The 26,667-nt window shown below is 69.9% G+C and carries 20 protein-coding genes; 10 read left to right on the top strand and 10 right to left on the bottom strand.

The window, feature by feature from the left end; all coding sequences use genetic code 11:
• Positions 1–42 precede the first annotated feature (42 nt).
• Positions 43–2,145 carry an MMPL family transporter gene (locus VME70_04240; protein HTW19406.1) on the top strand — a complete coding sequence of 701 codons (2,103 nt, stop codon included), beginning with the start codon at positions 43–45 and terminating at the stop codon, positions 2,143–2,145.
• Here the strand turns inward: VME70_04240 and VME70_04245 are convergent.
• Together VME70_04245 and VME70_04250 are read right to left on the bottom strand one after the other, a co-directional pair.
• The gene (locus tag VME70_04245; protein ID HTW19407.1) at positions 2,142–4,433 is read right to left on the bottom strand and encodes a bifunctional diguanylate cyclase/phosphodiesterase; all 2,292 of its coding nucleotides are present in this window, start codon (positions 4,431–4,433) and stop codon (positions 2,142–2,144) included. The two genes, VME70_04240 and VME70_04245, sit on opposite strands and share 4 nt — an antisense overlap.
• Positions 4,434–4,646: 213 nt before the next feature.
• On the bottom strand, positions 4,647–5,369 hold the full coding sequence (locus tag VME70_04250) for a maleylpyruvate isomerase family mycothiol-dependent enzyme (GenBank protein ID HTW19408.1): 723 nt from the start codon (positions 5,367–5,369) through the stop codon (positions 4,647–4,649).
• Positions 5,370–6,071: 702 nt separating this feature from the next.
• Between VME70_04250 and VME70_04255 the strand changes: the two genes are divergently transcribed.
• Positions 6,072–6,647, top strand: a complete 576-nt coding sequence (locus VME70_04255) for a DinB family protein (protein ID HTW19409.1) — start codon at positions 6,072–6,074, stop codon at positions 6,645–6,647.
• Positions 6,648–6,752: 105 nt separating this feature from the next.
• On the opposite strand, the gene VME70_04260 is transcribed toward VME70_04255, so the two are convergent.
• Entirely contained in the window at positions 6,753–7,580 is an 828-nt protein-coding gene (locus tag VME70_04260) for a M55 family metallopeptidase (GenBank protein HTW19410.1), read from the bottom strand.
• Positions 7,581–7,604: 24 nt separating this feature from the next.
• Positions 7,605–9,707, bottom strand: a complete 2,103-nt coding sequence (locus tag VME70_04265; protein HTW19411.1) for a PKD domain-containing protein — start codon at positions 9,705–9,707, stop codon at positions 7,605–7,607.
• A gap of 189 nt (positions 9,708–9,896) precedes the next feature.
• Here VME70_04265 and VME70_04270 point away from each other — a divergent pair, with 189 nt between their 5' ends.
• Positions 9,897–11,033: a 2'-deoxycytidine 5'-triphosphate deaminase gene (locus VME70_04270; protein ID HTW19412.1), complete on the top strand. Its 1,137-nt coding sequence runs from the start codon at positions 9,897–9,899 to the stop codon at positions 11,031–11,033.
• Between the two features lie 69 nt (positions 11,034–11,102).
• Here the strand turns inward: VME70_04270 and VME70_04275 are convergent, their stop codons facing one another.
• The 4 genes from VME70_04275 to VME70_04290 all read right to left on the bottom strand — a co-directional run bounded on the left by VME70_04275 (position 11,103) and on the right by VME70_04290 (position 17,049).
• Positions 11,103–11,936, bottom strand: a complete 834-nt coding sequence (locus VME70_04275; protein ID HTW19413.1) for an IclR family transcriptional regulator C-terminal domain-containing protein — start codon at positions 11,934–11,936, stop codon at positions 11,103–11,105.
• 87 nt (positions 11,937–12,023) lie between these two features.
• The gene (locus tag VME70_04280; GenBank protein ID HTW19414.1) at positions 12,024–14,990 is read right to left on the bottom strand and encodes an AAA family ATPase; all 2,967 of its coding nucleotides are present in this window, start codon (positions 14,988–14,990) and stop codon (positions 12,024–12,026) included.
• A 117-nt stretch (positions 14,991–15,107) separates the two neighbouring features.
• Positions 15,108–15,302: a hypothetical protein gene (locus VME70_04285; GenBank protein ID HTW19415.1), complete on the bottom strand. Its 195-nt coding sequence runs from the start codon at positions 15,300–15,302 to the stop codon at positions 15,108–15,110.
• Positions 15,303–15,507: 205 nt separating this feature from the next.
• Positions 15,508–17,049, bottom strand: a complete 1,542-nt coding sequence (locus VME70_04290) for an MFS transporter (protein ID HTW19416.1) — start codon at positions 17,047–17,049, stop codon at positions 15,508–15,510.
• A 53-nt stretch (positions 17,050–17,102) separates the two neighbouring features.
• Between VME70_04290 and VME70_04295 the strand changes: the two genes are divergently transcribed.
• Together VME70_04295 and VME70_04300 are read left to right on the top strand one after the other, a co-directional pair.
• Positions 17,103–17,873: a TetR/AcrR family transcriptional regulator gene (locus VME70_04295; protein ID HTW19417.1), complete on the top strand. Its 771-nt coding sequence runs from the start codon at positions 17,103–17,105 to the stop codon at positions 17,871–17,873.
• An 83-nt stretch (positions 17,874–17,956) separates the two neighbouring features.
• On the top strand, positions 17,957–19,708 hold the full coding sequence (locus VME70_04300) for an aminotransferase class V-fold PLP-dependent enzyme (GenBank protein HTW19418.1): 1,752 nt from the start codon (positions 17,957–17,959) through the stop codon (positions 19,706–19,708).
• A gap of 32 nt (positions 19,709–19,740) precedes the next feature.
• Here the strand turns inward: VME70_04300 and VME70_04305 are convergent, their stop codons facing one another.
• Positions 19,741–21,492 (bottom strand): cytochrome c biogenesis protein CcdA, encoded by a 1,752-nt coding sequence (locus VME70_04305; protein HTW19419.1) that lies wholly within the window; start codon positions 21,490–21,492, stop codon positions 19,741–19,743.
• Between the two features lie 146 nt (positions 21,493–21,638).
• On the opposite strand from VME70_04305, the gene VME70_04310 reads away from it, so the two are divergent.
• Both VME70_04310 and VME70_04315 read left to right on the top strand, forming a co-directional pair.
• Positions 21,639–22,463: an isocitrate lyase/phosphoenolpyruvate mutase family protein gene (locus tag VME70_04310; GenBank protein ID HTW19420.1), complete on the top strand. Its 825-nt coding sequence runs from the start codon at positions 21,639–21,641 to the stop codon at positions 22,461–22,463.
• Between the two features lie 35 nt (positions 22,464–22,498).
• The gene (locus VME70_04315; protein ID HTW19421.1) at positions 22,499–23,188 is read left to right on the top strand and encodes a hypothetical protein; all 690 of its coding nucleotides are present in this window, start codon (positions 22,499–22,501) and stop codon (positions 23,186–23,188) included.
• A 32-nt stretch (positions 23,189–23,220) separates the two neighbouring features.
• Here VME70_04315 and VME70_04320 read toward each other — a convergent pair whose 3' ends face one another.
• Positions 23,221–24,129 (bottom strand): alpha/beta hydrolase, encoded by a 909-nt coding sequence (locus VME70_04320; protein HTW19422.1) that lies wholly within the window; start codon positions 24,127–24,129, stop codon positions 23,221–23,223.
• 86 nt (positions 24,130–24,215) lie between these two features.
• On the opposite strand from VME70_04320, the gene ppk2 reads away from it, so the two are divergent.
• The 3 genes from ppk2 to VME70_04335 form a co-directional block, all read left to right on the top strand.
• The gene (ppk2, locus tag VME70_04325) at positions 24,216–25,148 is read left to right on the top strand and encodes a polyphosphate kinase 2 (GenBank protein ID HTW19423.1); all 933 of its coding nucleotides are present in this window, start codon (positions 24,216–24,218) and stop codon (positions 25,146–25,148) included.
• A 171-nt stretch (positions 25,149–25,319) separates the two neighbouring features.
• Positions 25,320–25,829: a hypothetical protein gene (locus VME70_04330; GenBank protein ID HTW19424.1), complete on the top strand. Its 510-nt coding sequence runs from the start codon at positions 25,320–25,322 to the stop codon at positions 25,827–25,829.
• 94 nt (positions 25,830–25,923) lie between these two features.
• Positions 25,924–26,667, top strand: a 744-nt coding sequence (locus VME70_04335) for a phosphate ABC transporter ATP-binding protein (protein HTW19425.1), incomplete at its 3' end; no start/stop codon positions are given.

Raw genomic sequence — 26,667 nt, forward strand, 5'->3', positions numbered from 1 at the left:
TTGACTCGCGAGGCAGTCACCGGCGACGGATAGGGTCGATCCATGGATCGAGCATGGTCGGGAATGTTGGTCGGGCGCCGCACCAAGTTCGCCGTTCTCATCTTCTGGTTGATCGTCGTTGCCCTCACCGGGCCGCTCGCGAAGAACCTCACCAACGCCGAGCACAACGACTCGACCGCGTGGTTGCCGGGCAGTGCTGAGTCGACGCAGCTGCTGAAGGAGCTGGGGCCGTTCCAGTCGCCGAATACGTTCCCCGCGGTCGTCGTCTACGTTCGGCCGACCGGTCTCACTGCGACCGACAAGTCGGCGATCGCGTCGGACGCACAGCACTTCGCGACGGTCGGGCCGATCGATGGCCGGATCACCGGCCCGGTCTACTCATCCGACGGCAAGGCAGCCGAGATCACCGTGCCGTTCAACCTCGGCAACAACGGCTGGAACAAGGCCGCGAAGATCGTCGACTCGATGCGTACGACGGCAAAACAGGCGGCGCCCGGTCTCGAGACCCACGTGACCGGTCAAGCCGGATATGCGGCCGACTCGTCGAACGCCTTCAAGGGCATCGACGGCACCTTGTTGCTCGCGGCAGGCGCCGTGGTGATCGTGATCCTCCTGCTCACCTACCGCAGCCCGTTCCTCTGGCTGCTGCCTGTCATCTCCGCGATCGTGGCCCTGTTCACGGCGGAGGGTGTGATCTACCTGCTCGCCAAGCACGCAGGCCTCACGGTGAACGCGCAGAGCGCGGGCATTCTCACTGTGCTCGTCTTCGGCGCAGGGACGGACTGTGCCCTGCTGCTGGTGGCGAGATACCGCGAGGAGCTACGCCGGCACACCGACCGGCACGAGGCGATGGCGATCGCTCTGCACCGCGCCGGTCCGGCGGTCTTCGCCAGCGCCGGCACGGTCGTGCTCGGGATGCTCTGCCTGCTGGTCGCCGAGACCAACTCGACGCGTGGGCTCGGATCGGTCGCCGCGATCGGCATCGTCATCGCGCTCGCATCGATGAGCACGTTGCTACCGGCCCTGCTCGTGATCTGCGGGCGTTGGGTGTTCTGGCCGGCCAAGCCGACGGTCGGATCCGCCGAGCCGACCGCGACCGGCGTGTGGGCGCGGACCGGAACGCGAATTGCGCGGCACCCGCGCCGGGTGTGGGTCACCACCGCGCTCGTTCTCGGTGTGTTCGCTATCGGCGTGATCGACCTGAACGCGAACGGCCTGAGCAACGCCGGCTCCTACCGCGGGCATCCGGACTCCGTCATCGGCGAGCAGCAGCTGTCCCTGCACTTCCCGGCGGGCGAGGGCAGTCCGGTGCAGGTGATCGCGCCAGCGGCAGAGGCCGCGAGCGCGCATTCCGCGCTGGCCGGCTCGAGCGGTGTCACCGGGGTGACGTCGCCGGTGGTTCGGGACAACGAGGCCTACATCCAGGGCACGCTCACGGCCGCGCCGGACAGCCAGACGGCGTACGACGCGGTTGATCGCATCCGTGCCTCGGTGCATGCGGCCGCACCGGGAGCGAAGGTCGGCGGCGACTCCGCGGTCAACCTCGACATCGCGCGCGCCGCACGGCACGACCGCGAGATCATCATCCCGCTGATCCTGGTCGTCGTACTGATCGTGCTGGCGTTGTTGCTGCGCTGTCTGCTCGCGCCGGTCATCCTGATCGCGACCGTCGTGCTGTCGTTCTCGGCCGCGATCGGGCTGTCGGGCGTCTTCTTCAAGCACGTCTTCCACTACGAAGGCGCCGACACTGCGTTCCCGCTGTTCGTGTTCGTGTTCCTCGTCGCCCTCGGCATCGACTACAACATCTTCTTGATGACGCGGGTGCGCGAGGAGGCGCACAAACACGGGACCCGGATCGGTGCGCTCACCGGCCTGGCGGCAACCGGCGGGGTCATCACCAGTGCCGGGCTGGTGCTGGCAGGGACGTTCGCGGCGCTCGGAACCCTTCCGGTCACGGCGTTCTCCGAGATCGGGTTCGCGGTCGCGCTCGGCGTCCTGCTCGACACCCTGGTCGTCCGTTCCGTGCTGGTCACGGCACTCAACCTCGACATCGGCCGCTACATCTGGTGGCCGAGCAAGCTCATGCAGCACTACGACGTCGACGAGCCGGCCGGGCTCGACCCGGAGTCGGTCGAGGCGGGTTAGCCGACCCGCAGGCGTTCCGCGTGGCGCTCGCCCACGGCGCAGCGGCTCGCGATGGCGTCCTCGATCTCGGGCGCGGACACCGGCCGGCCGAGCAGGTAGCCCTGCCCGACCGTGCAACCGAGGCGCCGCAGCAGGTCGAGCTGGGCCGGCGTCTCGATCCCCTCGGGGATCACCTGCAGCTCCAGCGTGTGGCCAAGGGTCACGATGCCGTCCAGGATCGCCGTGCTCTGAGCGTCTCCGGGAGTCCCGGCGACGAACGTCCGGTCGACCTTCAGGATGTCGACCGGGAGCCGGCGCAGGTAGCCCAGGCTCGAGTAGCCGGTGCCGAAGTCGTCGATGGCGACCCGCACGCCGAGTTTCCGCAGCTCGGCGAGGTTCTCCGCCGCGGTGCCGCTCGGGTTGACCAGAACCGACTCGGTGACCTCGATCACGAGTGCGGCGGGCGGCAATCCGGTCTTGCGCAGCATCGCCTCGAACGCGGTCGCGAAGCCGGGTAGCTCGACTTGTCGCGCCGAGACGTTCACCGATAGGCAGAGCTGGTGCTGTCCGTAGCGGGTCTGCCAGTACCTCACCTGGCGAGCTGCCCGCACCAGCACCGTCTCGCCGATGTCGCTGATCGCACCGGTCGACTCGGCAATCGGGATGAACTTGGCCGGCGGCAGCAGGCCGCGGGTGGGGTGCTGCCATCGCACGAGTGCCTCGACCCCGATGATCGCGCGGGTCCGCAGGTCGACCAGCGGCTGGTAGTCGACGACCAGCTGGTCCTGCCGCGCCGCGTTGAGGATCTCGTTGCTGAGCCTGGAGCACTCGTCGGCAGCGTGCTCGAGGTCCTCGTCGTACACCTCGACCCGGTTCTTTCCCTTGCCCTTCGCGCTGTACATCGCGAGGTCGGCCTTGCGCAGCAGCGTGTCGATGTCGGTCCGGTGCGGTTCGAACGCGACCCCGACGCTCGCCGAGATGGGCAGCGTCGTCTCCGCGAGGCGGAACGGCGCGGTCAAGACGGCGATGACGCGATCGGCGACTCGCCGTGCGGCGGCCTCATCGGTGAGGTGTTGCAGCAGTACGGCGAACTCGTCACCACCGAGGCGCGCGACCAGGTCGTCCGGCCGGATGACACCTCTCAACCGCTCGCCGGCGGCGGTCAGCAGCGCGTCCCCGCACGCGTGCCCGAGCTGGTCGTTGACGTCCTTGAAGTCGTCGATGTCGATGAAGAGCATGGCCATCGGGCCGGTGGCCGAAGCGAGCCGCCGGATCGCGCTGTCGTAGAAGGCGGAGCGGTTGCGCAGGCCGGTCAGCGGGTCGGTGGTCGCCCGGCGTTCGAGCTGCGCGCCGGTGGACGCGAGCTGCCGGTTGAGGTCGGTGACTCGCGCCATGACGAGCACGAAGCTCACGATGCTGACGACACCCACGAACACCGGATTGCCGCGCTGGAACAGCAGGATCAGCGGGCCGGTCAGCACCGACAGGCTGAGGAAGATGATCCGCTCGGCGGACATCTGTGCCTTGCGGCGAGGTCGTTGCTCGCTCAGCCGGTCGGCATGCGGGTGTAGCGCCGCAGTGCCCAGCAGGACGTACGCCGCCATCCAGAGTCCGTCGGCGGACCCGCCGTACTCGTAGGTGTGGCGGGCGAGCTGCAGCATGTACACGCTGTTGGCCGCGAGCAGGCAGACGCAGCTCGTCGACAGGATGCCGATCGCGCCGTTCCGCCACCCGCCGCCGACGAGGTAACGAGCGAGCAGGGCGAAGATGAGAACGTCCAACGCGGGGAAGGCAACCGATGCCGCGCGGTCCGAGAGCTGCATCGTCGTGTTCCTCGTCGGGGCGACGAGGAACTGCCAGGTGAGTGCGGATGCTGACACCGCGAGGATCGCGGCGTCGAGCACGTCGCCGAGGCGCTCCGTGCGCCTTCGGTGCCGGCAGACCGACCACAGCGCGATACCGAAGCACGGGTAGCTGGCAATTCCGGCCACGTCGACCAGCGAGGGATAGGCCAGGGCGTGTCCCGTTGCCAGCGGGTACGAGTAGTAGCCGATGTTGGAGACCGTCGTCAGAACCATCGCGATCGTGAGCGCGACCCACACCGTGCGGTTGGTTCCATGGCTGCGCCACACCGCAAAGCCGGCGGCGAGGGTCGCGGAGAAGCTCACCGCGTTGATGACGGCAGCCTGCCCGACGCCGGCTTCGGGAAGCGAGTAGTAGGCGGTGATCGCGACTACGCCGACGACGAGGTACCAGGCCCAGAGCAGGCGTTCGCCGTCGCCGTGCTGCCAGCGGTGAGGTTGCGTCACCCAGCTCGAGCCCACACTCCGATGGTCGGACCCGGCGCCGTTACGCGCAGCGGCCCGAAGGTCCCGAACCCGCACACTTTGGTCGCAACCTGACGCGGCATTCGGGCTAAGCCCGCTCGTCGAGCCGGACGTCCCCTGCAGCGGCTGTCAGGGCCGCCGAAGGCGTCCAGACAACGCTGTCGGCAAGACGGCCGACGGATCTCCGCGGCGGCGTCAGGACCAGCGCGGCCGGACGACATCCCAGCCGGCCATCGCCTCGGGATGGCCGGTGAGGGTGACATCGGCCGCGCGGTTCCACAGCCGGAGGTAGATCTGCGCCGCCGACCCCGTCAGCGTCACGTCGACCGGACCGCTATCGACGATCCGCGCGCCATCGGCACCGAGGTCGAGCCAGATCGGGGCACCGTCGGTGGGCTCCAGCCGCACGCTCGACTCTGCCATGCCCTTCTTGCGGCCGCCGAAGACTGTCACGATCTCGTCGATGCCGTCGAGCGCGAACTCGGTGTCGAAGGCCGGTGCGATGCCGGCCGCCTGCTCTGCGTCCGCGCGGTGGATGGCGGTCTCGTGCGCCTGCCGCCGGCACCAGAACTCCGTCGGCGGCCGGCTCTTGGAGAACACCGCGCACGCGAGATCCGCGGGCGCGCAGCGCAGCGTCTCGACCAGGTGCAGCCGGCCCTCCGTGCACCACTGAGCGAGCTCGTCGTCGCCGGGTCCGGTGCCCACGGCATCCCCCGCTGCCGTGTCGAACCCCTGCCGCGCCTCGCCGACGATGTCCGCCGCCCAACGATGGATGCCGCCGATGTGAGTCAGCAGGTCGCGCACCGTCCACTCGGAACACGCCGGGACCGCCGTGTCGAGCCCCGCCGCGGTTGCGGCCGTGACCAGCCTCGCGCCCTCGGACCCGACGTACCCGATGTGCTCGCCCCTGCTCATCATCCGCACAGTCTGACTCAGCCGTACGACGCGAGAAGGTCCCTCCCGGTCTCGGCGAGCACGTCGCACGCTTGCTGCGGTCCGGTGATCCGCACGTGGGCACCGAACCCGGCCAGCTGCGCGCGATCAGCTCCACGCTCTGGCCGCCGATCCGCACGACCGTCATCGGCTCGGCGCTCGACGCAGGTGTGACGACCGTCAGGTGCCGGTTGAACATCCAGCGCAACGTCTCGAGGACATCGGAATCGACGAGGGCGTCGACATGATGCGGCGCTCGAAGACTCTCGACCGAAGCAGAGATCTGCTCCCACGCCGCGCTCGGGTCGAACCCGGCCGGCCGTTCGGCCGGCTCGCCGGTTGGCTCGACCGCGGTCACCCGGCCCACCCGGAAGGTCCGCCGGCCGGCCTCGGTGCCGGCGATCAGGTACCAGGTCGAGCCCTTCACCACAAGGCCGAGCGGATGCACGATCCGCGTGCTCGACGTACCCGTCCTGTCCGAGTATCCGAGCCGGACCTGTACGCCGCCTCGAGCTCGGCGGCCAGGTCCGCGGCGGTGAGCTTCCCGCGTGCCTGCAACAGCAGCAGGGGTCGCAACCAGCCGGTCCGCCTTCATGGCCACAATGTCCGACGAAAAGTGGCTAACAGATGACCGGGTTTGTGCGCGAGCCTGACGTGGTCGAATCGAGCTGCCAGAAGGAGCCTGCGATGCCTCTCATGCCGGGACCGATCACTGACGAGCGAGCCGGACTGCTCGGCTTCCTCGAGCAGCAACGCCAGCAGTTGAAGAACACGACCTACGGGCTGACCGACGAACAGGCGGCACTCACACCGACCGCCAGCGCCTTGTCGGTCGGTGGGTTGGTCAAGCATGCCGCTTCGGTGGAGCGCAACTGGACCGCGAACGTCCTCGGGGTGGCGCAGCCGCAAGCCGACTTCGCCGCCTACTTCGCGAGCTTCCGCTTCGAGCCGACCGACACCCTTGAGGCGCTCCTCAAGGACTACGACGCGGCCGCGCAGGACTCCGACGAGCTGTTCGCCTCGATCGACGACCTCGGCCGGTTCGTCCCGAAGCCGCCGAACGCACCATGGATCCCCGCCGAGATCGAGGGGTGGTCGGTGCGATGGGTCCTGTTGCACATGATCGAGGAGACCGCTCGCCATGCCGGGCACGCCGACGTGATCCGCGAGTCGATCGACGGCGCGCAGGCGGGCAGCCTGATGGCCGCTGCCGAGCACTGGCCCGCGGACGGCTTCATCAAGCCCTGGACCCCGTCCGGCTGACCGCTACCGACAGCGGCCGACCCCCTCGCTGATCTTGACGTTGGAGGCGCACAAATCGACTTTGTGCGCCTCCAACGTCAAGATCACGGATCGTTTCGGGCGCGGTTAGCGGACGTCGGCGGCGGGGCGGGAGATCAGGATCGCGGCGACGAACGAGCGGAACACCCCCAGCGGGTCCGCGCCCGTGATCCGCACCGTCCGGGCTGCGAGGCGCTCGACGCCGCGCACCCAGCTCATCGCCTCGGCGATGTCGGTCGTTCGCACGTCGAGCTCGAGCGACGGCGTATCCCCGAAGCTCGGCGGAGCGACCGCGGTTGCGCCTGACACCGCCTGCTCCGCCCCCGCGCGGATCAGCTCGCACGCGGCCTCGGGATGCAGGCTGTGCGCGGACGTCCGCGTGATCGACTCCTTCACGACCACCGAGCGGATGCCGGGCAGGAGCGCGGCCGCCTCCTCGCACGCGACCCGGTCGCCGGTGATCAGCACGACCGGTACGCCGTACTGCGCCGCGACGAGCGCGTTGATCCCGGCCTCGCCGGTCACGACGCCACCGATCCGTGCCTCCATGACGGCGGCCGGGTTGTAGGAGTGCGAAAGCACGGCGGGCGCGCCGATCGATCCGTGGTAGGACACGAACAGGACCGCGTCGAAGCTCTCGTCCAGCCCCTGCATCATGTACAGCGGCTTGTGCGTGCCGGAGATGTACGACGCACCGCCGGCGAGCTGATCCGGCGGGAGGTTGCGCATCGTCGAGTGCGAGTCGTTGACCACGATCTCCGCCGCGCCGCCGGCGACCGCCCCTTCGATCGCGGCGTTGACCTCGTCGAGCAGAAGGCGCCGACCGGCAATCGCCTCCAGACCGTCACCCGAGCACTGCGCCCAGTCGACGATGCCGGCGGTGCCTTCCATGTCGCTGGACAGGAAGACCTTCACGCCGGTCAGCCTGTCACGGCGGCGTTAGCTCTTGACGGTGATCTTGTACTTCTTCACCGTCTTGACCCCCGTGGAGTCGGTGACGGTCACGGTGAGCGTGTACTTGCCCGGCTTGCTCCACTTGTGCGACACCTTCGTGCCGTTGCTCGAGTGGTGGTCGCCCCAGCTCCAGTGGATCTTCTTGATCGTGCCGCCGGTGTTGTGGTCGGTCACCTTGGCGTCGTACTTCGCCTTCTGGTGCGCCTTCACCTTGGCCTTGCCGAAGACCTTCACCGTGGCCTTCAGGCCGACACCGACGTGCACGTGCGCGATGCTGGTCTGGTCCGCGCTGTCGGTCGCGGTCACGGTCACGGTGTACGAACCGGCCTCGGCGTAGGTGTGCGTCGCGCTCGTCGCGGTGCCGGTCTTGCTGTGGCCGTCGCCGAAGTCGAACGTGATCGACGTGATCGTCTTGCCGCTCACCCGGGGCGTGGCCGTCGCCGTGAACGTCGCCGCGTGGTGCAGCTTGAGCACGGCCGGCGCCTTGACCGTGACCTTCGGGCTGGTCGACGCGAACAGCCCGACGCCGTTCGCGGGAGTTCCGACGCCGCTGGGCCCGTCGTAGCCGGGTTCGGCGTTGCACTCGGAGTCCACCGGTGGGCTGGTCGCATCGCTGCCGTCCCGCGGGAAGCTGCAGTCGACCAGGCCGATGTTCAGCCCGTTGGGATTGTGAGTCTCGCCCCCGGTGCCGCTGTAGACGTAGTCAGCGCAGTTCGCCGTGGTGTCGCCGCCGCAGAACGAGTTGCCGCCCACCGTGATGTCGGTGAAGTCGGTCGGGTGCAGCGTCGCGTTCTCGTAGATGCTCGCGGCGGGGTACTTCGTGCCGCCCGAGCCGTCAGCGAGGGCGTACATCGCGGCCACGATCGGCGCGGCGAGCGAGGTGCCACCGACGGTCTGCCAGCCGTTGACCCCGCCCGAGCCGACCCACGAGTCGTAGATGTCGAACCCGGTCGCGGGGTCGGCGAGCTCCGACACGTCGGCGGCGAGCCGCTTGCCCGAGCAGCCCGCCGCGGAGTAGCCCGACTCGTTCTTCTGCCAGGCCGGCGCGTTGTAGAGCTGGCTGCAGCCGCCGCCCCCGGCGCCGCTCGGACCGTACTCGAGGCCGGTCTGGTCGTCGCTGCCGTCCTCGTTCCACACGCTCTGCGCGCCGACGCCAGTCGTCTCGTTGGTCACGTCGTAGCGGGTGCCGCCGACCGACACGACGTACGGAGAGGTTGACGGGAACTCGGCGACGCCCGGGGACGAGTCCTTATCGTCGTTGACGATATCCCAGCCGTACCAGCCGTCGTCGCCGGTCGAGGCGGTGATCGGGATGCCCGGGTGGTCGAACGCCTTCGCCATCGCGGCCGGCACGTTGCTGGAGCCGCGGTACTTCTCCGGGCCACCGAAGGAGTTGCTGATCTCCGTCGCGCCCATCTTCACCGCGGTGTCCTCGCTCGCCTCCAGCGCGGCGTCGGTCGGACCGGATGCCTCGACCAGCAGGATCCGGCAGTCGTGGCACACCGAGCGAACCGTGTCGACGTCGAGGGAGATCTCGTCGGAGGAGCTCCGGCCCAGGCTGGAGGACGGGAGCGGCGAGGCCTTGCCGTGCTCGTTGACCACGCGGAACGAAGAAGCGGTCTCCTTCTTGAACCCGTAGTGCTTGTCGAAGGTCGCAAGGTCGCTCTTGACGTGCGCGTCGTTGTACCAGTCCACGATGCCGACGGTCTGGTTCGTCCGGTCGGCGCTCGGGTTGAAGCCGTAGAAGAGCGCGAGGTCGGCCGGGGTGTAGCCGCCGCTCGGCCCGAAGGAGACTGCCGCGTTCTTGAGGTACGGGTAGGCGCCCGGGGTGCCCTTCTTCACGGTCACCCGCCGCATCGCGAAGCAGGTCACGGTGTGCGGCTTGGTCACCGGCGGGCACAGCGGCTTGTTGACCGCGTAGCCGATGTCCTGCGCGGGCGCCTTGATCGCCGGCTGCACCCGGCTCTGGCTGCCGCTCGACGCGAGTGCGGTGCCGCCCGCGACCATGGTGCCGATCAGCAGGGCTGCCGAGGCAGCCGCGACCAGCCGGGCTCGACGCGCGAGGGACCGATGAGCATGTGCTGACATAGAGCGAAGACCTCCACACCCCGCGCCGCTGATGGCGCCCGACAGGGCACCCTAACGCCCGGAAGACCGTTTAGCCGGGAACGTCCTAATCTACGGGCGCGCCCTCGACGGCACCTGAACCCGAACGGGTGATCCTTCTACGATGGCGGATGCCTTGCGGAGCCCTGGAATGACCGGCGGAGCGCCGGAATGACGGAGTACGCCGAGCTCCCGCGCGATGCCGAGGGCGTGCTGCCCAACCAGTGGCTCGACGCCGCGATCTCGCACGGCATGATCGACGCCGGCGGGTTCACGATTCCCAAGGACAACATCCAGCCGGCCAGCCTCGACCTGCGCCTCGGCGAGGTCGCCTACCGGGTCCGCTGCAGCTTCCTGCCCGGCCACGACACGGTCGAGCGCCGGGTGAAGGAGTTCGTCGTCGACGAGCTCAACCTGCACCGCGAAGGCGCCGTACTGGAGACCAACCGGCCGTATCTCATCCCCCTCAAGGAGCGGCTGAGCCTGCCGCCGGGCGTGCGCGGCAAGGCCAACCCGAAGAGCTCCACCGGCCGCGCCGACGTCTTCACCCGCGTGATCACCGACGGCAGCTCGCGGTTCGACGAGATCGCGGACGGCTACCACGGCGGGCTGTATCTCGAGGTGGTGCCGCTGTCGTTCCCGGTGCGGGTGCGTGAGGACCTCTCGCTCAACCAGCTCCGGCTCGCGGTCGGGCGAGCCCAGCTCAGCGACGACGAGGTGCGCGAGCATCACCGGCGCCAGCCGATCCTCTACCTCGACGGCGGGCCGCTTCCGGCCGAGGAGCTCGACCTGTCCGACGGGTTGTTCCTCGGGCTGGACCTGCGCGGCGGCGCCGACGGCCGGGTCGGATACCGGGCCCGCGAGAGCGCGCCGCTGCTCGACCTGACGAGGATCGGCGAAGCCGACCCGTACCAGTACTGGGAGTCGGTGCGGCACGAGGACGGCGACCGGATCATCCTCAGCCCGCGCAACTTCTATCTGCTGATGTCGCGCGAGGCGGTCTGCGTCCCGCCGTCGCTGGCTGCGGAGATGACGGCGTACGACCCGACCAGTGGCGAGCTGCGCACGCACTACGCCGGGTTCTTCGACCCGGGCTTCGGCTACGACCCGGCCGGCGGGTTCGCCGGTTCGACCGCGGCGCTCGAGGTGCGCGCCCACGACGTTCCGTTCATGGTCGAGCACCAGCAGGGGGTCTGCAAGCTGACCTTCGAGCGGATGCTCGAGCCGCCGACGTTGCTCTACGGGCAGGGCATCGGCTCGAACTACCAGCGCCAGACCGAGACGCTGGGCAAGCACTTCCGGCGCTGAGCGGCCTTGGCGGGTCGGCTATGGCCGGCCTGCGCCGGCCTACGCCGGCCTACGCCGGCCTACGCCGGCCTATGCCGGCGCGAGGTGCTGTCCGTGCAGGGCGAGGTCGTGCTCGATCGCGGCTGCGGTGTGCTGCAACGGCGGAAGGACCTGCTTGCGATGCGCCTCCGCGCTCGCCCGGCTCGCGTGCAGCGACACGTTGATCGCGGCCAGGACGCGCCCGTGGCCGTCCCTGATCGGTACGGCGATCGAGCGCAGGCCTTCTTCGAGCTCCTGGTTGACCAGCGCGTAGCCCTGCCGGCGTACCCGGACCAGCTCGGCCCGTAGCTTGTCCGGATCGGTGATCGTGAAGCGGGTGATCGGCTCCAGCGCCACCGTCGCGAGGTAGCCGTCGAGCCACTCGTCGGTCTGGGCCGCCAGCAGGACCCGGCCCATCGACGTGCCGTGCGCGGGGAAGCGAGTGCCGATGCTGATCGAGACGGACATGATCCGTTTGGTCGGCACCCGCGCGACGTAGGTGATCGCATCCCCGTCGAGTACGGCGATCGACGACGACTCATGGATCCGGTCGACCAGCTCGCGCATGTGGGGCAGGGCGATGTCGGGCAGCTCGAGCCCGGAGAGATAGGAGTGGCCGAGCTCGAGCACCTTCGGGCTGAGCATGAACAGCCGGCCGTCGCTGCGCATGTAGCCGAGCTCGACCAGGGTGAGCAGGAAGCGCCGCGCCGCGGCGCGGGTCAGCCCGGTGCTCTTCGCGACCTCGCTCAGGGTCAGTGCCGGGGTGTCCTCGGTGAAGCAGCGGATCACGGCAAGGCCGCGTTCCAGGGACTGGACGAAGTCCGTGCCACGTCCGGCCCGGGTCGCTCCCCGGGCCGGGGCCGCTGGTTGCGCGGAGCTGGACACGGTGGACTCCTCGCGAGGGTTGTGCGGTAGTCGCACAAACCTAACCCGGACCGCTTGCCGGGTGCAGCCGCCCGGAGGCGGCCGCGGTCAGCTGAGTACGCCGTTGCGGCGGGCGATCGCGACCGCTTCGGTGCGGCTGCCGGCGTCCAGCTTCGCCATCAGGTTCGAGACGTGAACGCTGACGGTCTTCGCGCTGATGAACAGCTGTTGGCCGATCTCCCGGTTGCTCCGCCCGGACGCGACGAGCTCGAGCACTTCCTGCTCGCGAGTGGTGAGCGGCTCGCCGAGCCGGGAGGTGCTGCCGCGAACAGGGGCCGGGCCCTCGCTCTCGAAACCGCTCAGCTCCTCCAGCAACGGGCGGGCGCCGAGCCGGGTCGCGGTCTCGCGCGCAAGCCGGGCCTGCTTGCCCGCCTCGCCGGTCTCGCCGGCAGCCAGCAGGACCGATGCGAGCCGGGCCCGGGAGCGGGCCGTCTCGTAGACGTGCCCGAACTGCTCGAACCCGTCGGCGGCGGCCCGCCAATCGGCGATCAGGGTGGCTTCATCCGGCGGGTCGATGCCGGCCAGCCAGTGCAGCCGACCCTTTTCGGCCCGGCTCCGCGCGACCCACGCGCGGCCCTCCGGTCCGAGGTAGCGCACGCGGTCGGCCACCCGCTCGGCCTTGGCGGCCAGCTCGTCGCCGCGGCGGACCAGCTCGGCGCGTTCTGCCGATCCGGCGGTCGTGGCGGCGCGGGCCAGCTGGCCGATCATCAATGCGGCCAGCCGCACCCGGCCGGCGAAGTCCATGTGCTGCCAGAGCTGGTGGACGGTCGCAATCGTGTCGTCGTGGATGGCCTGCGCGGCGGCGAGGTCTCCGGCGTACCCGTAGAGCTCGATCGCCGCGGGACCACTGGTGATCGCCACCATGCCGTCGATGTCCCACGACCGGCGGATGTCCGGCAGCAGGTCGAGCCCGCGAAGATCGCCGCGGCCGGCGGCGATCTCCATCGCCACCGACTGGAACAGCGCGCTGGCGAACTCCGGCGCCGTGAGCCCGGTCAGGTCGACCATCTCTTCGGCCTTGTCCCAGTCGCCGTTGACGACCGTCGCGATCGCCCCGAAGCCGACCGCGTCCAGACCGTACGGACCCCATTGCCGACCGAGCGCGCACGCGCGCTTGGCTGCTTCGGCGAACAGCTCCATCGCCTGCGGCACGCGACCTTGTGCGTAGTGCAGGCTCGCCAGGTGGTAGATGCCGCGCACCTCGGCGAAGGACTCGCCGCCGGCCCTCGCGGTGTCGATCGCAGCGGAGATGGACGCCTCGGCGGCCTGCGGGTCGCCGCCTCGGGCATCGATTTTCGCGAGCAGGATCTTGGCGTCGGTCGCGACCGCGGCGAGGTCGAGGTCGCGCGCGATGGCGAGCGCCTCGCACGCCCACCGGGCCGCGTCGTCGTCGTGCGCGCGGTCGGCGTTGGCCCGGGCGTGGACGAGCAGCACGTTTGCGCGCAGTGCGCTGGGTGGCTGGTCGGCCATGAGCTGGGTCGCCTCGCTGGTCAGCGCGAGGATGTCCATCTGGTGGTCCATGACCTGCGCGGTCAGAGCAATCGCGTGGATCAGCCGGGCCCGGTCGAGCGGCGGCGCGTCGGCAGGCAGTGACCGTAGCTGGTTGTCGGCGAGCGCAACCGAGCGGACGAGATGGCCGGCAGCGGCGGCCGCCGCGCTGGCCCGGAGCACGACCGCGGTGCGGTCGATCGGCCGGCCGTCCGATCCGCTGACCTCTGCGCCCCTGCGGTCGCTGAGCAGCTCGAGCGCAAGCTCGTAGTGATGCAGTGCCTCTTCGGGGCCGCCGACCACCATCGCCTCGTCGCCGGCCTGCACGCTGGCCCGGGTTGCCGTGTCGAGGTCGTGGGACGCGCGGGCGTGCCGGGCCAGCTCCGCGGCGGCTCCGTCGACCTCGCCGTTGGCGAGTGCAGCGGCGTACCTCGCGTGCAGGCGGACCCGCTCACCGGGGAGCAGGTCCTGGTAGATCGCCTCGGCGAGCAGGGCGTGGCGGAACGCGTAACCATCGCCACCGAGCGGGACGAGGATGTTGGCCTCGACCGCGGCGCGAAGGGCGTCTTCGAGCCGGGCCTCGTCGAGATCGGTGCCGTGGGCGAGCAGGACGTGGGACACCCGGCGGCCGACGACGGCAGCTGCGCGCACGACCAGCCGCCCGTCGTCGTCGAGCTGTTCGAGGCGAACCAGCAACAGGTCGGCGAGGTCGACCGGCAGCTGCCCGCCGGTGGCGAGCCGGGCGTCGACCAGCTCCTCGATGAAGAATGGGTTGCCCTCGGCGCGATCCAGGATCTGGCGCAGCTCGTCCTCCTCGATCGCCGTGTCGGCGAGCGAGCGGATCAGCGCGCGGGCGTCCGCGTCGGCGAGCGGGCCGAGCTGCATGCGAGAGACCGCGGGCAGTCGGGACCACTCGGCCAAGTCCGCCCGCAGCGGGTGCCGGCGGTGCAGGTCGTCGCTGCGGTAGGTCGCGAGGATCGCGACCGGTGAGTCGAACTGGCGCGCAAGCAGGAGGCGGATCAGGTCACGGGTCGACTGGTCCGCCCAGTGCACGTCCTCGATGATCACCAGGAGCGGGCCATCGGCACCGAGCTGGTTGAGCCCGGCATGTACGGCGTCGAACAACGCCGCCCGCCCGGTGGGCTCGCTGGCGTCGGCCGAGCCGGCCTCGGACTGCTCGCGGATCAGCCGGTGCCGGGGCAGAAGCGGTCCGAGCGCAGGGTTGCGCTCGACCAGCTCGGCCGCGCGCTCCGGGGAGTCGGCGGCCAGCCGGCCGAGCGCCTCGCTGAACGGGAGGTAGGGCAGCGAGCTGTCGCCGAAGTCGAGGCAGTGGCCGATGAGGACCCGCCAGCCGTCCGCGCCCACCTGTCCGGTGAGCTCGGCGACCAGACGGGTCTTGCCCGCTCCGGCGTCCCCGCCGAGCAGGACGGCGCCGGCCGCGACCTTGCCGGCGCCGACCAGCTCGGCGAGTCCGCGGAGCTCCTCGCGGCGCCCCACCAGCGGGGTGGGAGAGACCTCGATCGGCATCCACCCATCATGCTGCGCGGGGCTGACCGTTCCTAGCGGCTTTGTCTGCCGCTCGCTTCGCCGTTGCGGTGCCGGCGCCGCCTTCTCGACAGTCGCGAGCGCCGCTTCGCCGCCCACTCAGCGCGCCGCGGCCGGCCGGCGAGTGGTCGGGCGCGGCCCGCCGCTCGGGCCGTGGTGGCGCCGCGGGCTGATCAGCCCGGCCGGCCACCGCAGGCTCATCCGGCGCGGTAGGTGTGCGAACTGCTCGGCGATGCGCTGCTGGCGGTACTCGACCTCCGCCAATGCGAACTGCTCGATGGTCTGGGTAAGCATCGTGATCGCTCTCCTCGATCTGCGCTTCGTTGACGTGGTCAACACTGCGCGTCTGAGGTAGCCGGTCACATCGGAAGGAATCCCTATTTCCGGCACGGCGTCGCGGCGTACCGCCTTAGGCGCCGCACCCGCCTTAGTCCCAGCCCGGCCTGCTCTCCGTGATCTTGACGTTGGAGGCGCACAAACGCGATCCGTGCGCCGCCTCCTACGTCAAGATCACCGAGGGGTCGGCGGCGGGGTTGGCGGCGGCGGGGTCGGCGACGACCTGGTCCGGGGCGGGCTCGTCCGGGGCGGGCTCGCGGGCGAAGCGCGGCAGCAGAGGCGAGAGCAGGAGCAGCCCCAGGCTCATGCCGACCTCGACCAGCAGCACCCGACGCAGCCCGAGGTGGAAGTTGCCGCCCACGATCGCGTCGAAGAAGACGGTGCCGAGCACTGCGACGCCGATCGAGCTGGCCAGCTGCTGGCCGGCGTTCAGTACGCCGGAGGCCGAGCCGGTCTCCAGCTCGGTGACCGAGGCCAGGATGATGTCGAACATCGGCGCGACGACGAGCCCGAGGCCGACGCCGGTGACGAACATGCCGGGCATCAGGTCGACGAAGCCGATCTCGGAGTGTCCGTGCACCGCGGTCGCGAGCAGGAACCAGCCGATCGCGCTGACCGCGACGCCGGCCTGCAGGGTGAGCCGCCCGAACTTCGGGCCGAGCAGGCTGCCGGACAGCCCCGAGCCGACGATCAGGCCGACCGAGAGCGGCACCAGGCACAGCGCGGCGTGGATCGGCGTGAAGCCCTGGCCGATCTGCAGGAACAACGTGGAGCAGAGCAGCGCGCCACCCATCCCGGAGAAGAACAGCATGGCGAAGACCAGTCCGCCGGAGTAGCCGCGGTGGCCGAAGATGCTGGGGATCACCAGCGGTGCCCGCCCGAGCCGGTCGCGCCGGCGCTGCTGCCAGGCGAAGCCGACGAGGAACGCGATGCCCAACGCCATCGAGGTGTAGGTCCACCACGGCCAGCCGTACTCGCGACCCTGGATCAGCGGGTAGACGAGGAGTACGGCGAACAGGCTGACCAGCACCGTGCCGGTGAGATCGAGTCGCGTCGTACGGTCCGGCAGCGAAGCGGGCAGCAGCCGCGAGGCGCCGATGACGGCCGCGATCCCGAGCGGGACGTTGACCAGGAAGACCAGCCGCCAGCCGCTGCCGAACAGGTTCCAGTCGATCAGCGACCCACCGATGATCGGCCCGAGTACGGCGGAAAAGCCGATCACCGGGCCGAAGATCGCGAACGCGCTCTGTTGCTCCTCCGCCGGGAAGACCTCGCGCAGGATGCCGAGTCCCTGCGGCAGCATCAGTGCCGCGAAGCCGCCCTGGATCAGCCGGGCCGCGATCAGCACCGAGGTGTCCGGGGTGAAGCCGCACAGCGTGGACGCGAGGGTGAAGCCGGCTGCCCCGATCAGGAACATCCGCTTGCGCCCGACCAGGTCGCCGAGCCGCCCGCCGGTGATCAGCCCGACCGCGATCGCGAGCGGATAGCCGCCGACGATCCACTGCAGCGACGTCGACGACGCGTGGAACTGCCGCGCGATCTGGGGTGCGGCGACGTTGACCACGGTCGAGTCGATCAGGTCCATGCACTCGGCGGCGAGGACGACCGCGAGGATCAGCCAGCGGTTGCGGTAGAGCACGGACTCCGTGCGCGGGGCGTCGGCGGCTGCGGCGGCTGCGGCGGCCGAGCGAACACTGTTCGTCATGACGAACAGTGTTCCAAACGAACGCTGTTCGTGTCAAGTGCTTTACTTGAGGAGTGAGCGACCCCGCGCCCGCCGATGCCACGTCCCCGGCGACCATGCCGGCCGCGCCCCGCCGCGGCCGCCGGGTCCCCGAGCGCGCGCAACGCCCGCCGCGGTCGCTGAGCCGTACGGCGATCATCGATGCCGCGCTCGCGGTGCTCGACGCCGAAGGGCTCTCGGCGGTCACGATGAGGCGGGTCGCCGAGCAGCTCGGCACCGGTCCTGCCTCGCTCTACGCCCACTTCGCAGATAAAGAGGAGATGGTCGACGCGGTCTTCGACCGCGTCGCCCACGAGGTGACGATCCCCGACCGGGTCGACCCCGAGCACTGGCAGGACCAGCTCAAGGAGCTCATGCATGACGTGTGGGTCACCTTGCGGCGGCATCGCGACATCGCCCGCGCGGGGCTCGGCAAGGTGCCGACCGGCGAGGGGGCACTGCGCGCCGTGGAGGCGATGCTCGGGCTCATGCGTGCCGGCGGGGTGAGCGAAGGCGTAGCCGGGTTCTCGGTCGACGTTCTTGCGCTCTACGTGACGGCGTCGGCGTTCGAGGACAGCCTCGGGACGTTTCCCACCGACGAGGCGGAAGCCGTCGAGTTCCATCGCGAGATGGGGGCGTACTTCGCGTCGCTGCCCACCGAGCGGTTCCCCAACCTGGTCGCCATGGCCGCCGCGGTGACCGAGCCGGGCGGCGACGACCGATTCGAGTTCGGCCTCGACCTGTTGATCCGCGGCATCGCGTCGACGGTCGATCACGACCCACCCGCCACCGCCCCGCCTCGCTGATCTTGACGTTGGAGGCGCACAAATCGCGTTTGTGCGCCTCCAACGTCAAGATCACGGAAGGTTGCGCCCCTACCATCGGGGCCGTGGATGCGTCGCGGGATGCGGCTTCGGTTGACGCCGGTTCGCGGCCGGGGTTGCCGCACTCGGTGCTGCTCGACCGGATCCGCGCGGCCGTGATCGGCGACGACACGATGCTCGACGGACCTTACGGTCCACGTCGCGTGACCTACGCCGACTACACCGCGAGCGGACGCGCGCTCGCCTTCATCGAGGACTTCATCCGCGACGCGGTGCTGCCGACGTACGCGAACACCCACACCGAGTCCAGTGGCACGGGGCTGCAGACCACGCGGTTGCGCGAGGAGGCGCGCGGGATCATTCGCGATGCACTCGGCGGCGACGACGACACCCTGGTCATCTTCACCGGCTCGGGCGCGACGGCCGCGGTCGACAAGATGGTGCGGATTCTCGGCTTGCGGATCCCGTCTCCGCTCGAGGATCGCTACGCGCTCTCGGCCGCGATCCCGCGGGAGCAGCGCCCGGTCGTGTTCGTCGGCCCGTTCGAGCATCACTCCAACGAGCTGCCCTGGCGTGAGTCGATCGCCGAGGTCGTCGAGATCCCCGCCGACGCGGATGGCCACATCGACCTTGCCGTGCTCGAGCGACACCTGGTGGCCTACGCCGAGCGACCGCTGCGGATCGGCTCGTTCTCCGCGGCGTCCAACGTGACCGGCATCGTCAGTGACACCACCGGCATCTCCCGGTTGCTGCATCAGCACGGCGCGCTGTCTTTCTGGGACTTCGCGGCCGCAGCGCCGTACGTCGAGATCGTGATGGCGCCGGCCGATGACCCCGGCGCTCGGCTCGATGCCGTGTTCCTGTCGCCGCACAAGCTGATCGGTGGACCGGGCACGCCGGGCGTCCTCGCCGTACGCCGCGAGCTGCTCACCAACCGGGTGCCGACGGTGCCCGGCGGCGGGACGGTCGCCTACGTCAACCCGCTCGAGCACGTGTACCTCGACGACCCGGTCGCGCGCGAGGAAGGTGGTACGCCGGACATCATCGGGTCGATCAGGGCCGGGCTGGTGTTCGCACTCAAGCAGGCGGTCGGTGCCCCGCTGATCAAAGCGACGGAGGCAGCGCTGCTCGAGCGCGCGGTTGCCGCCTGGTCGGACGAACCGTCGATCGAAATCCTCGGCAACCTCGACGCGGAGCGCCTGTCGATCGTGTCCTTCGTCGTACGCCGGCCGGACGGCCGCTACCTGCACCACAACTTCGTGGTCGCGCTGCTCAACGATCTGTTCGGGATCCAGGCGCGAGGTGGCTGCTCGTGCGCCGGTCCGTACGGCCACCGGTTGCTCGGCATCGACATCGACCACTCGCACGCGTTCCAACACGAGATCGCGCTCGGCTGCGAGGGGATCAAGCCGGGATGGGTTCGCGTCAACTTCACGTACTTCCTCGATGAGACCGTCGCCGACTACATCATCGACGCGGTCCGCTTCGTCGCCCGCGAGGGTGATCGCTTCCTCACCGACTACCGCTTCGACCCGCCGACCGGGCTGTGGCACCACCGCAACGCTGCCCTCGACCCGCCGTTGCGGCTGGCCGACGTCTGCTTCGACGGCCCCGATCACGCAATGCGCTTCCCGGCGGCTCCGGCACGCGCCGACGTGTCGGTGTTGCGCGAGCACCTGCACGACGCCGATCGCCTTGCCGCCGAGCGCGATCGTCCCGACGACGAAGTGGACTCGGGGCTGCGGCCCGATGTTGAGGCCCTGCGCTGGTTCCCGCTCCCGCACGGCTGCCTGGCCGGCGAGTCGGCACCGGACTAGCGGCAGCCACCCACGTCCCGGTTGCCGAGCGGCTAGCCGAAGGTGAAGTCGTAGGCCTTCACGCCGGGCGACACGTTCAGCTGCAGCAGGCCGTGCTGGACATTGGCCGAGGACAGGATCGTGTAGAGCGTCGGCACGCCTTCGACGTGCTGGGTCGGCAGCGCGGTGCCGTTGAGCGTCGCGGTCACCGTGCCGGTGCCCGCGAGCACCAGATACACGTCCGAGGCGTCGATGTCGATGCGGATCGAGGCGTTTGCACCCGCCGCGATGTCCTGGCTTCCGACCGTCCACTGCCCGCCATAGCTGAGGTGATTTGCGGACACCGACGACGCGAACGTGTACGTCGTCTGCTGGTTCTTGACGATCGGGGTTCCGACGTACCGCGCGAGCCGCTCGTAGCCGAGGTAGCTCTCCGGTGTCGACGCTTCCTGAGGAGTGCGGTCCGGTACGTCGGTCGGCGGCGGCAGCTTCGCGCCGTCGGCGGCAAGCAGCGCGCGAATGGCGCCTTCGGTCGTGCCGTAGTCGCCTTCACCGATCGAGCCGTAACGCACGTTGCCCTTCGCGTCGATGAGGTACTCGGCCGGCCACGAGTTGTTGCCCCACGCGTTCCAGGTGCCGTAGTTGTTGTCCATCGCCACCGGATAGGTGATGCCGAGCCGGCGCACAGCCGAGATCACGTTGCCGGCGACATGCTCGAAGTCGAACTCCGGCGTGTGCACGCCGACGACGTCGAGCCCGACCTTGTGATACCGCGCGTACCACGCCTTGACGTGCGGCAGGCTGCGCAGGCAGTTGATGCACGAGTAGGTCCAGAAGTCGACGAGCACCACGTGCCCGCGCAGCTGCGAGAGGTTCAACGCTGAGCCGTCCGGCGTGTTGATCCAGCGCGTCACGTCGGCGAAGTTCGGTGCCTTGCCGTAGTTCGGGAGCGACTTCGCGGACAGCGTCGGCACCTGGTCGGCCATCGGCACGATGCTCGGCCCAGACGGCGAAATCGTGTTGTTCAGAGAGGAGTGGATCCGCTTCGCGTTGCTCGACTCGTGCGGGTTGCTGATGTGCGCGATCTTGTCCGTGATCGACGTGCTGTCGGTCAGGTGGTGCTCGATGCTCGCCGAGTACGACGGAACCGCGGTCTGCAGTGCGGTCGCCGCGCCGAACATGATGGCGACCGCACTCGCGGCGAGGCCGAGACCACCCACGCGGCGTACCCCGACCGCATGTCGGCGGAGCCAGTCCGTCGTCGTGGTCAGGCGTCCGGTCAGCAGGACGAGCACCAGGATGGGCAGGGCGATCCCGAGTGAGTAGGCGACTGTGAGGCCGATCGCGTCGGCGCTCAGCGCGTTGTGCGGGCTTCCCACTGCTGCGATCGTCGCGAGGATCGGGCCGCCGCACGGCAGGTACAGCAGGCCGAGCGTCGCGCCGAGCACCAAGCCGCCGGCCGCGCTGTTCGGGTTGCGGCCGAGCCCGATCCTTGCGAACGGCCGCTCGAGCAGAGCCCCGAACCGCGGGACGATGAAGCCCGCGGCCAGGACGAACAAAACACCGATCGCGATGTCGTAGCGCAGCCCGAGTGGCAGGCCGAGGGCCTGAAGGAGCCTGATGCTGAACAGCGCGGATGCACCGAAAGCCAGCGCGAGACCGCTTGCGATCGCCAGCGCCCGCCGCCGCCCGCCGACCGAGACACCGGACGCGATCACCGCCGGCAGCACCGGCAGGATGCACGGCGAGACGATCGTCAGAAGTCCGGCGAGAAACCCGACGATCAGCAGCAGCGCAGTTGTCACCGTCCGCCTCTCACGCCGAGGTCGCCGCACACCCCCGACAACGTGTCCTCTTTATCTTCTACCAACGCAACCATGCCGAACGCAGTTCAGCGCGACGTCGACCCCGCCGTAACAGTTTTGTCAGATCTCGCCCATACGTTCGGCCGGTGACCGATGACGACCTCGCGACCCGGTTCCTTGCGCTGCACTCCGGGGCCGCCCCGCTGCTGATCCCGAATCCCTGGGACGCGGGATCCGCCAAGGTGCTGGTCTCTCTCGGTTTCCAGGCCCTGGCGACGACGAGCAGCGGCTTCGCCGCGACGCTCGGTCGCAGCGACGGTTCGGTCACCCGCGACGAGGCGCTGGCCCATGCCGCGACGGTGTCAGCCGCGGTCGACGTGCCGGTCTCGGCCGACCTGGAGAACTGCTTCGCCCACGATCCCGAGGGCGTCGCGCAGACGGTGACCCTCGCGGCAGGGACCGGGTTGGCGGGCTGCTCCATCGAGGACTACTCGGCCGAGCTCAGCGATCCGATCTACGACCTGCCGCTCGCGGCCGAGCGGGTCGCGGCCGCGGCGGAGGCGGCGCACTCCGGCCCGCGGCGCCTCGTCCTCACCGCTCGCTCGGAGAACTACTTGCGCGGGCGTCCGGATCTGGCGGACACGATCACGCGGCTTCAGGCGTTCCAGGAGGCCGGTGCCGACGTTCTCTACGCGCCCGCCATCACGGCGGCCGAGGAAATCCGCGCCGTGGTCGAGTCCGTCGACCGCCCGGTCAACGTGCTGCTGTTGCCCGGCGGACCTGATGTCGCCGGTCTCGCGGCCCTCGGCGTACGCCGCATCTCGGTCGGCGGCGCGTTCGCCTATGCGGCCCTCGCCGGGCTGGTCGACGCTGCGAACGAGCTGCTCGGCCCGGGAACGCTCGGCTACTGGGCTCGCGCGGAGGTCGGCGGCGCGGCGGCGCGAGCCGCCTTCGCCAAGCCCGGTTCCTGAAGATCACCTGGGGGTGCCCGGGCTAACGTCGGGTAGTGCCTCTCGACGAGCGCGACAACCCCGACGAGCCGGTGGAGCGGCTGCACATTTCCCTCGCTCAGGTCGCGGCGAGCTCGGCCGCTGCGGTGTCGGCGGCGGTGCTCTGCTCGCTGTTCGGCGTCGCGGGAACCATCGTCGGCACCGCGGTCGCGAGCGTTCTCGCCACGGTCGGGAGCTCGCTGTACGCCCACACCTTGCGGCGTACCAAGGCCCGGCTCCGTCGGTTGCACCAGGCCGGCGCGAGCTCACCGCCGTTGCGTGAGGTCCTTCGTACCGCGCACCAGCAGGGCCGGGCGCTGCTCGGCCAGGTCCGTTGGCGCTATGCCCTCCCGATCGCCGCAATCGTGTTCGTCGTGTCGGTCGGCGCGGTTACCGCCATCGAAGCGGGCTCGGGGCAGACCTTGGCGAAGTCCTTCGGCGTCTCGCACTCCGGCGGGCACGGGACGAGCGTCGGTTCGATCTTCAACCCGACCCATCACCACTCGCGCAAGCCGAAGCCGAAGCCGACGCCGACCGTCACCAAGACCGTCACGTCCACGCCGTCGGCCAGCTCGTCCGGGAGCCCGTCGCAGTCGCCCTCGCACTCGGCGAGCGCGAGCCCGAGCCACACGCCGAGCAAGACGCCGAGCCACTCGCCGACGACCAGCCCGAGCAGCCCGGCAGCGGGCAGCACACCGAGCACCTGATCCGAGGAGCCCGGCCTGGCCGCGCTAGGCGCTTACCCGCTCAGCAGCTTCGCGTCGTGTTCCATCCAGTCCAGGACGGTCGATGCGGTCCACTCGGGCGCCTCGAGCATCGCGACGTGCCCGATGTCCTCCGCGACCTCGAAGCGCCAGGCGGGAAACTCGAGGGCGGCCGCTCGAGCCAGTGCGATCGACACCAGCCGGTCACGATCGCCGTGCAGCAACAACACGGGCGCGCTCACCCGACCGAACGTCCGGCGCAGCGCCTGCGGCCGGCTCAGCATGCGCATGACCGAGCGCCCGGCCCGCACGAGATCTATGGGCGGGAAGTCGGCCGCGCGGCGGCTCTCTGTCGCCGCGATCCCGGCCTCGATCACTGCCGGTGGGACCCGCGCGATGTCCACCGTGCAGAGTTTCAGCGTGTCCCAAATCTGCATCGCGACGCTGCGGTGCCGGCGCCGGCGCGCGAGGGCGGCCTCGCCGAGGCCGGGTACGGCGACGACAGCGAACTGCAGGGCCACCCGCGGGTCCAGCCGGGACAACAACGGGCGAGGCAGCGCCGGGTTGACCAGCACCGCGCCCGTCACCAGGTCCGGCGCGGCCGCCGACTCGAGCAACGTGATGAGGCCGCCCATCGAGTTGCCCATCAACACGACCGGTTCGCCGAGCACCTCACGGATGTAACGGTCGAGCAGCGCCCGGTTGGCCGGAACGGAGGTCGGCCGCCCCGCGGCCGGCGACAAGCCGTGGCCGGCGAGGTCGATCGCGACCACCCGGCACCGCTCGGTGAGCAGCGGAGCGACCGCGAGCCAGTTCCATGCCGAGCCGCCGAGCCCGTGGACCGCGACGATCAGCGGGCCGTGCTCGGGACCGCCGAAGTCGACGTAGTGCGTGGGGCCGCCCAGGTCGACCACGTGGTCGACGGCGGCAGGTGCGGTGGTCACGCGACAACGATGCCCTACCGCTGCATCGCGGCGGTAGCGTCGGGTGCCGGGAACCTCGACGGCCGGCGGTCCGGAACGGAGAGCACATGACAGACCTGGTACCGCCCAGGGCCGAGTTTCCGTACGGGACGATCGAGGCGGACGACCTGCTCGACAGCCTCGACGACCTCGAGATCGACGTACTGATCGACGACGACGGCGAGCCGACGTTGCTCGACGCCGAGGGCAACAAGGTCGAGACCTGGCGCGAGGGCTACCCGTACGACCACCGCATGACCCGCCTGGACTACGAGCGGACCAAGCGCCTGCTGCAGATCGAGCTGCTCAAGCTGCAGTCGTGGGTCAAGTCGGAGGGCCGCCGGCTCATCCTGCTCTTCGAGGGCCGCGACGCGGCCGGCAAGGGTGGCACCATCCGGCGTTACACCGAGCACTTGAACCCGCGCGGCGCCCGGGTCGTGGCGCTCGAGAAGCCGACCGACGTTCAGCGCGGCCAGTGGTACTTCCAGCGTTACGTCGAACAGCTGCCGGCGGCCGGCGAGATCGTCTTCTTCGACCGGTCCTGGTACAACCGCGCCGGCGTCGAGCGCGTGATGGGGTTCTGCTCGGACGATGAGTACGAGCTGTTCATGCAGCAGGCACCGCCGTTCGAGCAGATGCTGGTCGAGGACGGGATCGACCTGGTCAAGTTCTGGTTCTCGGTGACGCAGAGCGAGCAGCGCACGCGGTTCACCCTGCGCCGGGTCGACCCCGTCAAGCAGTGGAAGCTCTCTCCGATGGACCTGGCCTCGCTGGACAAATGGGACGAGTACACCGAGGCCAAGGAGCAGATGTTCCAGCGCACGCACACCGGCTTCGCGCCCTGGACAGTGGTGAAGAGCAACGACAAGCGGCGCGGGCGGATCGAGTCGATGCGTCATGTTCTGTCCCGCTTCGACTACCCCGGCAAGAGCGCCGCGGTGGTCGGGCGCCCCGATCCCGCTCTGGTCGGCACTCCGGACGAGGTCTACGAGGAGCGCTGAGCCGCCCGACGAAGGCCGGGTCGGGACCCGAGCCCACACCCCAACTTCTGTCGTTCATCTAGTGGTCATCTGGCGTTCGGCTTGCGTGCGCCAGTCGTCGTCGTACGTCGGTTGTCGTTGTCTGACGGGTTTTGCGCCGCCCGGCAAGCGTGACGTGACGAGGGAGGACGCGTGAAGTCGCCGCGCTTTCTGTTCGTCGTTGGCGTGGGTCGGGGAGCCGAGGCACACCCGGTCTGGCCCGACGTTCACCAGAACTTCGAGGGCGAGGCCGACGGCGACGGCTCGTGGGTTGCCTGGCGGCTCACCGGTGCCAACCATCGTGAGCTCGGCCGCAGCTCCCGGGTCTTTCCGGACCTGCCGACCGCGCGCGAGGACGCGAAGCTGCTTCGCGAACGGATCGACGAGGCGCAGGCGCACATTCTGACCGTGCCGCACACCGGCACCTGGGGCTGGCGGCTGCGCCTGGACGGCGTGCCCGTGGCGACCTCGAGCCGCGGATATGCCCGGCACCGTGAGTGCACCTACAACGTCGAGGCGTTCGTCGCCGCAGTGCGCAATGCGCAACTGTCGGACGAGCACCTGCCGGCCCTCACCCAGGTCGTCGCCCCCCGTTCCGAAGATGCCTCGTGGCGGGAGACGCTCTCCACTCCGCCGCGCGCAGTTCGCTATACGGAGGCCTGATGCGTTGGATCACGAACCCGCTACCGAGGAGATTGCCGTGAGCATCGCCCCAGCCGTTCTGGACCTCACGGAGCCCCCGCGCCCCAGCGGTCAGGTGTCCGGCGCGCACCTCGATGCCGTGAACGTCTCGGCATGGTTCGGCACCAAGAAGGTGCTCGAGCGGGTCTCGCTGTCGATGCCTCCGGGTGTCGTCACTGCGCTGATCGGACCGTCCGGCTGCGGCAAGTCCACCTTCCTGCGAATCCTCAATCGGATGCACGAGTCCGTGGTGGGCGCGAAGCTGGCCGGTGAGGTGCGACTGAACGGCGCCGACATCTACGACCCGACCGCACGCACGACCGAGACCAGGCGCCGGATCGGGATGGTGTTCCAGAAGCCGAACCCGTTCCCGACCATGTCGATCTCCGAGAACGTCACCGCGGGTCTGAAGCTCACCGGCACCAAGATCTCGCGGTCCGATCGGGCGGCGCTGATCGAGGACTGCCTCCTGCGCGGCGGGCTCTGGGCCGAGGTGAAGGACCGGCTCGACTCGCCTGGCGGCGCGCTGTCCGGAGGCCAGCAGCAGCGGCTGTGCATCGCTCGGTCGCTCGCCGTGAACCCCGACGTCCTGTTGATGGACGAGCCCTGCTCAGCCCTCGACCCGACCTCGACCCGACGGGTCGAGGAGACCATTCATCTGCTTCGCGACCAGGTGACGATCGTCATCGTCACCCACAACATGCAGCAGGCGGCCCGGGTCTCCCAGCAGTGCGCGTTCTTCCTGGCCGAGCAGGGGACTCCGGGCCAGATCGTCGAGGCCGGCTCGACCGAGGACATCTTCGAGCGGCCCAAGGACCCG

This window comes from Mycobacteriales bacterium (assembly GCA_035504215.1).
Lineage (GTDB): Bacteria > Actinomycetota > Actinomycetes > JAFAQI01 > JAFAQI01 > DATAUK01.

Coding starts and splice junctions, on each gene's coding strand:
- VME70_04250 (HTW19408.1), bottom strand. CDS start 5,369: ATGATGAGCAGGGGCGAGCACATCGGGTACGTCGGGTCCGAGGGCGCG.
- VME70_04270 (HTW19412.1), top strand. CDS start 9,897: ATGACGGAGTACGCCGAGCTCCCGCGCGATGCCGAGGGCGTGCTGCCC.
- VME70_04255 (HTW19409.1), top strand. CDS start 6,072: ATGCCTCTCATGCCGGGACCGATCACTGACGAGCGAGCCGGACTGCTC.
- VME70_04280 (HTW19414.1), bottom strand. CDS start 14,990: ATGCCGATCGAGGTCTCTCCCACCCCGCTGGTGGGGCGCCGCGAGGAG.
- ppk2 (HTW19423.1), top strand. CDS start 24,216: ATGACAGACCTGGTACCGCCCAGGGCCGAGTTTCCGTACGGGACGATC.
- VME70_04285 (HTW19415.1), bottom strand. CDS start 15,302: ATGCTTACCCAGACCATCGAGCAGTTCGCATTGGCGGAGGTCGAGTAC.
- VME70_04265 (HTW19411.1), bottom strand. CDS start 9,707: ATGTCAGCACATGCTCATCGGTCCCTCGCGCGTCGAGCCCGGCTGGTC.
- VME70_04290 (HTW19416.1), bottom strand. CDS start 17,049: ATGACGAACAGTGTTCGCTCGGCCGCCGCAGCCGCCGCAGCCGCCGAC.
- VME70_04240 (HTW19406.1), top strand. CDS start 43: ATGGATCGAGCATGGTCGGGAATGTTGGTCGGGCGCCGCACCAAGTTC.